The organism is Acidovorax sp. KPB24-07, from assembly GCF_057543315.1.
In genome coordinates this window covers 1-3540 of the sequence record NZ_BAAJYS010000343.1, presented here as the reverse complement: position 1 = coordinate 3540, position 3540 = coordinate 1, and the positions used below count along the sequence as shown (strand labels likewise).

Annotated in this window: 3 protein-coding genes and 1 pseudogene; all 4 read left to right on the top strand. The window is 69.9% G+C overall.

Going from position 1 to position 3540, the window contains the following annotated elements; all coding sequences use genetic code 11:
* Positions 1 to 151 precede the first annotated feature (151 nt).
* Positions 152 to 451 (top strand): annotated as a pseudogene (locus AC27IQ_RS20575) (multicopper oxidase domain-containing protein); the annotation flags it as partial.
* A 184-nt stretch (positions 452 to 635) separates the two neighbouring features.
* Positions 636 to 1553: a multicopper oxidase family protein gene (locus tag AC27IQ_RS20570; protein ID WP_487090602.1), complete on the top strand. Its 918-nt coding sequence runs from the start codon at positions 636 to 638 to the stop codon at positions 1551 to 1553.
* Positions 1554 to 1834: 281 nt separating this feature from the next.
* Positions 1835 to 2650, top strand: a complete 816-nt coding sequence (locus tag AC27IQ_RS20565) for an EAL domain-containing protein (RefSeq protein ID WP_487090601.1) — start codon at positions 1835 to 1837, stop codon at positions 2648 to 2650.
* A 90-nt stretch (positions 2651 to 2740) separates the two neighbouring features.
* Entirely contained in the window at positions 2741 to 3487 is a 747-nt protein-coding gene (locus AC27IQ_RS20560; protein ID WP_487090600.1) for a transporter substrate-binding domain-containing protein, read from the top strand.
* Positions 3488 to 3540: the final 53 nt, after the last annotated feature.

Here is a 3540-nt window from a genome sequence, read left to right as displayed (position 1 = left end):
CGCGCTGACGTCGTCCGGCGGCCAGCTCAGCCTGGACCTGTTCGCCCGCTACGGCGCGCAGCCGCTGCGCATCGCGGGATCGCAGCCGCCGGCCTATCCGGGCGTGGCCCGCACGGTGCAGACCGCGCTGCGCAGCTTCAACGGCCAGTACATGGCGCCCACGCTGCACCTGCAGCCCGGCGACACGCTGCGCATCCGGCTGGTGAACGAACTGCCGGCCAACGTGAAGGGCCAGTCCTCGCTGGACTACCTCAACCACCAGAACAGCACCAACCTGCATTTCCACGGCCTGCACGTCGATCCGCGGGAGATCCGCCCCGGCGTGTTCGGCGACTACGTGGTGGACATCGCCGAGGCCGGCGTGCTCCCGGGGGCCAGCCGCCAGCACGAGGTGGCCATCCCGGCCGACCACACCAACGGCATCTACTGGTACCACCCCCATCTGCACGGGTCGTCCAACGTGCAGGTCTCCAGCGGCATGTTCGGCGCCATCCTCATTCACGACCCCCAGGACACCTTCATCGACACGCCGGACATCCGCGAGCGCGCGATCCACGTGCACAAGGTCAACCTGACCGACGACGGCAAAACGGAATCGTTCTACGACTCCATCCGCACCGCGTCGTCGGGCTTTTTTGCTCAACGGCGCCTACCAGCCCACCATCGTGATGCGGCCGGGCGAGGTGCAGCAGTGGCACTTCGTCAACACGGCTTCGTTCTACCCGTTCAACCCCGTGCTGGACGGCCATACGCTCTGGGCGTATGCCAAGGACGGCAACGTGTTCAACCGCCGTTTCAAGCCCATCAACGCGGCCACCTCGGACCAATTCGACAACGCCCACTGGCCCGGCAACGCGCTGTATCCCGGCAACCGCCATTCGATCGTGGTGAAGGCCAGCGACGTGCCCGGCACGTACTACCTGCGTTCGGTCAAGGCGCCGTCGAGCGAGTCGCAGGACGAGATCGTCGCGCGCATCGTGGTGGAGGGAACGCCGCTGTCCACCCCGCTGCCCCAGCCCGCGCGCCTGCCGCGCTATGCCGAGCACCTGCCCATCACCGATGAGGAACTGGCGGCCCATGGCGGCAAGCAGCGCAGCCTGGTGCTGGCCGTACTGCCCAAGACGAGCGAGCGCCTGGCCCAGCCCATTCCGGCGGGGGAGGGCTGGTTCATCCCGCTGTCGGACGGCGTCGACGGCTTCACCGACACCGTGTTCTCGTCCGGCGACGCCTCGCCGCAGGCCCGGCTGTCGCCGTTCCAGTCGTCGCTCACGGCCACGCAGACGGTGGCGCTGGGCGCGGTGGAGGAGTGGACCATCCAGAACCTCAACCGCTACCCGCACCCGTTCCACATCCACGTCAACGACAGCTATGTGGTCCGGGTCAACGGCGAGCCGGTCGACCCGTACTGGGCCGACACGCTGCCGGTGCCGCCGATGGGCAGCATCACCTTCCGCATGCGGTTCACCGACTTCCATGGCCAGTTCGTATGGCACTGCCATGCGCTCGACCACGAAGACCTGGGAATGATGCAACTGGTGCACGTGGTGGCGTGACGGGTGAACGAGCGCGAGCGAGCGAACACGGCCGAGAGCCGGCGCGCAGCCGCAGGAACCAAGAGAGAGAGGGGAGAGAAGAAGAGCGCGGCGAGGGGCCCGGTGCGGTGCGCCGGGCCCCGCAGTCGTGCGCGCAAAGGCCGCCTGAAGGAGCGGCGCGGGCGCCAAAGCCCTCGCGGCCCGGTGGGTCACGGGACGCGCGCGGGACCGATGTGCCGCAAGATGCGCGTAAGCTGTCGGCTCGATCGCCGCCCCGCCATTGCCCGTGGCCCATCGCTGTCATGAATCAGCCCGCCTCCCTCCACGCCGCCTCTTCGGCCACCGCATCTTCGCCCGCCTGCGCCGCCTGCGCCGCCTGCGCCGCCTGCCGCGACGGCCAGGCGCTGGACTTCGAGTTCACCATGGCGTTCCAGCCCATCGTCGATCTGCGCGACCGCAGCGTCTACGCCTACGAGGCGCTGGTGCGGGGGCTGGACGGCAGTTCGGCCCAGACCATCCTGGATCGGGTGACCGAGCAGAACCTCTACGCCTTCGATCAGGCCTGCCGCGTGAAGGCCGTGGAACTGGCCGCGGCGCTGGGCATGCCCTGCCGGCTGAGCATCAACTTCCTGCCCAACGCCGTGTACCAGCCGGAGGCCTGCATCCGCGCCACGCTGCAGGCCGCGCAGCGCTGCGGCTTTCCCACCGAGCGCATCATCTTCGAGATCGCCGAGCGCGAGAACCTGCTGGACAAGGCGCACCTGCAGGGCATCCTGCACGCCTACCGCCGCCACGGCTTCCTGAGCGCGATCGACGATTTCGGCGCGGGCTACGCGGGCCTGAACCTGCTGGCCGACTTCCAGCCCGATCTGCTGAAGATCGACATGGCCCTGGTGCGCGGCGTCGACCGCCACCCGGTGCGGCAAGCCATCGTGCGCGGCATCGTGGGCCTGTGCCATGACCTGGGCGTGCAGGCCCTGGCCGAAGGCGTCGAAACCGATGCCGAGCTGCACACCCTGCGCGGCCTGGGCATCGACCTGTTCCAGGGCTACCTGTTGGCCCGGCCCGCGCTGCAGGCCCTGCCGCCCGTGCGCTGGCCGCAGGACGCCGCCACCTGACGCGCTGCGCCGCCAGGCGGCCGCGGGGGTTTACACGGCGCGCCGGCTGGAAGATGCTCGGCCTTCGTTCAACCCCCCGTCCTTCGCCGCATGTCCATCGATCCCGCCGTCCTCCAGGCCTTTGCACCCACCGGTGTGCTGCGCGCCTCCATCAACCTGGGCAACCCCATTTTGGCCAAGGCCGGCGCGCCGGGAGCGGACCCGTCCGGCGTGTCCGTCGATCTGGCGCGGGCCCTGGCCGAGCGCCTGGGCGTGCCGATCGCCTTCGCCGTGTTCGATGCGGCCGGCCGATCGGTCGAGGCCGTCACGCAGGAGCAGGCCGATGTGGGCTTCTTCGCCGTGGACCCGCTGCGCGGCGCCGGCATCGCGTTCACCGCGCCGTACGTGCTCATCGAAGGCTGCTACCTGGTGCGCGAGGACTCGCCGCTGCGCGACAACGAGGCCGTGGACCGGCCCGGTCACCGGGTGGTGGTCGGCAAGGGCAGCGCCTACGACCTCTATCTGAGCCGCGAGATGAAGGCCGCCACCCTGGTGCGCGCCCCCACGTCGCCCGCCGTCGTGGAGACCTTCCTGGCCGAAGGCGCCGACGTGGCCGCGGGCGTCAAGCAGCAGCTGCAGGCCGATGCGCAGCGCCTGGGCGGCGGCCTGCGCCTGCTGCCAGGCCGCTTCATGGTCATCCAGCAGGCCATGGGGCTGCCCAAGGGCCGGGGCGCGGCCGCGGCGGGCGTGCTCCATGCCTTCGTGGAGGAGGCCAAGGCCAGCGGCTTCGTGCAGGCCGCGCTGGAGCGGCACGGCATCCAGGGCGCCTCCGTGGCGCCGGCCCAGGCCCCGGCTTGAGGCGGTGATTCGATTGCTATTGTTTTAATAGCGATATGCCCTAGTGTTGATTG

Excerpts from the sequence above, each read along its gene's own strand:
- AC27IQ_RS20560 (WP_487090600.1), top strand. The coding sequence starts at position 2,741 with ATGTCCATCGATCCCGCCGTCCTCCAGGCCTTTGCACCCACCGGTGTG.
- AC27IQ_RS20565 (WP_487090601.1), top strand. The coding sequence starts at position 1,835 with ATGAATCAGCCCGCCTCCCTCCACGCCGCCTCTTCGGCCACCGCATCT.